Origin of the sequence: Methyloceanibacter sp., assembly GCF_051306395.1 — a bacterium.
In the GTDB taxonomy this organism is placed as follows: Bacteria; Pseudomonadota; Alphaproteobacteria; order Rhizobiales; family Methyloligellaceae; genus Methyloceanibacter.
On sequence record NZ_JBPPND010000097.1, the window covers coordinates 1 to 2,450 of the forward strand.

2 protein-coding genes and 1 pseudogene are annotated in these 2,450 nt (G+C 64.1%); 1 reads left to right on the top strand and 2 read right to left on the bottom strand.

Translation table 11 applies throughout. The features are described 5' to 3' along the window. Positions 1-231: pseudogene (locus tag ACSLE4_RS05345) on the bottom strand (transposase); the annotation flags it as partial. 90 nt (positions 232-321) lie between these two features. Beyond that, positions 322-1,248, bottom strand: a complete 927-nt coding sequence (locus ACSLE4_RS05350; protein WP_435903445.1) for an IS1595 family transposase — start codon at positions 1,246-1,248, stop codon at positions 322-324. A gap of 176 nt (positions 1,249-1,424) precedes the next feature. Between ACSLE4_RS05350 and ACSLE4_RS05355 the strand changes: the two genes are divergently transcribed. After that, positions 1,425-2,450 carry an IS630 family transposase gene (locus ACSLE4_RS05355; RefSeq protein WP_435903446.1) on the top strand — a complete coding sequence of 342 codons (1,026 nt, stop codon included), beginning with the start codon at positions 1,425-1,427 and terminating at the stop codon, positions 2,448-2,450.

A 2,450-nucleotide genomic window follows, 5' to 3' on the forward strand; every position in this document is an offset into this window, starting at 1 on the left:
GTTGTAAGTTGCGGGTTTGATTTTGGTTCCGATGCGGAGCAGCGAGCGGAAGGCGGCGTGGGGTGTTCGGCGTCGGTTGAAGCGGAAGACGAATTCGTCGAGATAGGCCTGCAGGTGAGGCCGGCGGAGCCCGTGATAGACGCCGAGGGCCCAGATCTTGAGGTTTGCGAAGACGCGGTGCACCCAAGGGAGGACGACGTGGGCGGCCATCTTGCCGACGACATGGGGATTGTCTTGAAGGTTTGAGCAAGGAACGCTGAGATGAAAGTCAAGTCCGTCCGCTTGAGACAATTCAAGCGCTTTTCAGACTTGGAGAAAAGCTTATCCCGTTGCTCCCGGTGCGATCAACATGTTGTAAGTTGCGGGTTTGATCCTGATTCCGATGCCGAGGAGGGTGCGGAAGGCGGCTTGGGGTGTTCGGCGTCGGTTGAAGCGGAAGACGAACTCGTCGAGGTAGCTTTGCAGGTGAGGCCGACGGAGCCCGTGATAGACGCCGAGGGCCCAGGTTTTGAGGTTGGCGAACACGCGGTGCACCCAGGGGAGGAGGACGTGTGCGGCCATGGTGCCGACGACATGGGGGTCGTGGTCGACGCCCGGCGCGCCGGGGTAGGCGGGCCAGCCGTCGGTCCTGGCGGTGGCGCCTTCGGCGATGTTGGCCCGGATGAACGCGTGCAGGCTCGTCGCCGAATAGTCCTCGATGACCGCCAGGCGGCTCCGTCCCGGTCCGTTGCCGACGCTCTCGTCGGCGCCGGCGAGCGGCAGCTTGCCGTCGCGGCTGCGTCCGTGGCCACCGGCCGGCGGGTCGTCCTTGGCCCGGTAGGAAAGGGCCGTTTCGTCGACCTCGACGATACCAGTCAGCAGCGCCCGCTCGGGATCGACCATGGCCCGGCGCAGCTTGGCGCACAGCAGCCAGGCGCTCTTGTACGAGCCGAGCCCCAGTTGCCGCCACAACTGCCGCGCCGACATGCCGTTGGAATGGGTCGCCATCAGATATGCGGCCCAGAACCACACCGTCAGCGAAAGCTTGGAGCCGTGCATCACTGTCCCCGCCCGCACCGACGTCTGCCGGTGACAAGCGGCGCATTCATAAGTCCACGGCTTGGTGTCCAGTTGCCAAGCCTTGCCGTGGCCGCATGCAGGGCAGATGAAACCCTCCGGCCAGCGCGCGTCCGCCAGATAGGCGGCGCACGCCGCGTCATCGGGAAAACGTCGCTGAAACTCGAGCACCGAGCGCGGAAAATCACCCATGGCAAACGCCTCCTCAAACCACCCGTTCACCATAAGTTCTACACCATCCACACTCCGCTGTCACTACATCCTGTATGGCCGGTGGCAAGGGGATAAGCCTTCTGTGCTATCTCTTTTCGATGTGAGGGAACCTTGGACTTTTCGTCTCTTCGGCAGATCGTGCGCGGCTTGCAGCGATCGTCGCCGATCGGAACAGCCCGCAGAAGCACGTCTGGCGGGCCCAGGTGGTGCTGTTGACGGGCGATCGGCTCGGCACGGCCGAGATCATGCGGCGGACCGGGCTGTCCAAGCCCTCGGTCTGGCGCTGGCAGGAGCGCTATGTCGAGGCGGGCGTGGATGGTCTGTTGCGCGACAAGACCCGGCCGTCGCGCATTCCGAAGCTTGCGGATGCGAAGGTAGCGGAGGTGGTGCGGCTGACCTTGGACGAAGACCCGCCGGCCGATGCGACGCACTGGACGGTGCGGGCGATGGCCGGGAAGAGCGGCGTGTCGACGGCGATGGTGCATCGGATCTGGCAGGAGAACGGCCTCGCCCCGCATCGCTTCCGGCAGTTCAAGCTGTCCAACGATCCGGCCTTCGCCAGCAAGGTCGAAGACGTGGTGGGTCTCTACGTGGATCCGCCGCAGCACGCGGTGGTGCTGTCGATCGACGAGAAGTCGCAAATTCAGGCGCTGGATCGGATCCAGCCGGGTCTGCCGATGATGCGCGGCCGCCTCGCGACGATGACCCACGACTACGAACGCCACGGGACGACCACCCTCTTCGCCGCGCTCAACGTGCTCGACGGCACCGTCATCGGCCAGAACCGGCAGCGCCATCGCCACCAGGAGTTCAGCCAGTTCCTCAATGCCATCGAGCGGCAAATTCCGCCCGAGAAGACGATCCATGTCGTGCTCGACAACTACGCCGCTCACAAGCACGCGAAGGTCAAGGCTTGGCTCGCCCGCCACCCGCGCTGGACCTTCCACTTCACGCCCACCTCGTGTTCCTGGTTGAACGCCGTCGAAGGCTTCTTCGCCAAACTCACCCGAAGACGGCTCAAGCACGGCGTCTTCCACTCCCTCGTCGACCTCCGGCGGGCGATCAACACCTTCATCGAGACGCACAACCAAACACCCAAGCCCTTCGTCTGGAAGGCCGATCCAAAGGCGATCATCGTTGCCGCCAAGCGTGGGCATCAAGTGTTGGAGACTAACCACTAG

Bases quoted from the DNA above. Each gene is read 5' to 3' on its own strand.
- ACSLE4_RS05350 (WP_435903445.1), bottom strand. From the start codon at position 1,248: ATGGGTGATTTTCCGCGCTCGGTGCTCGAGTTTCAGCGACGTTTTCCC.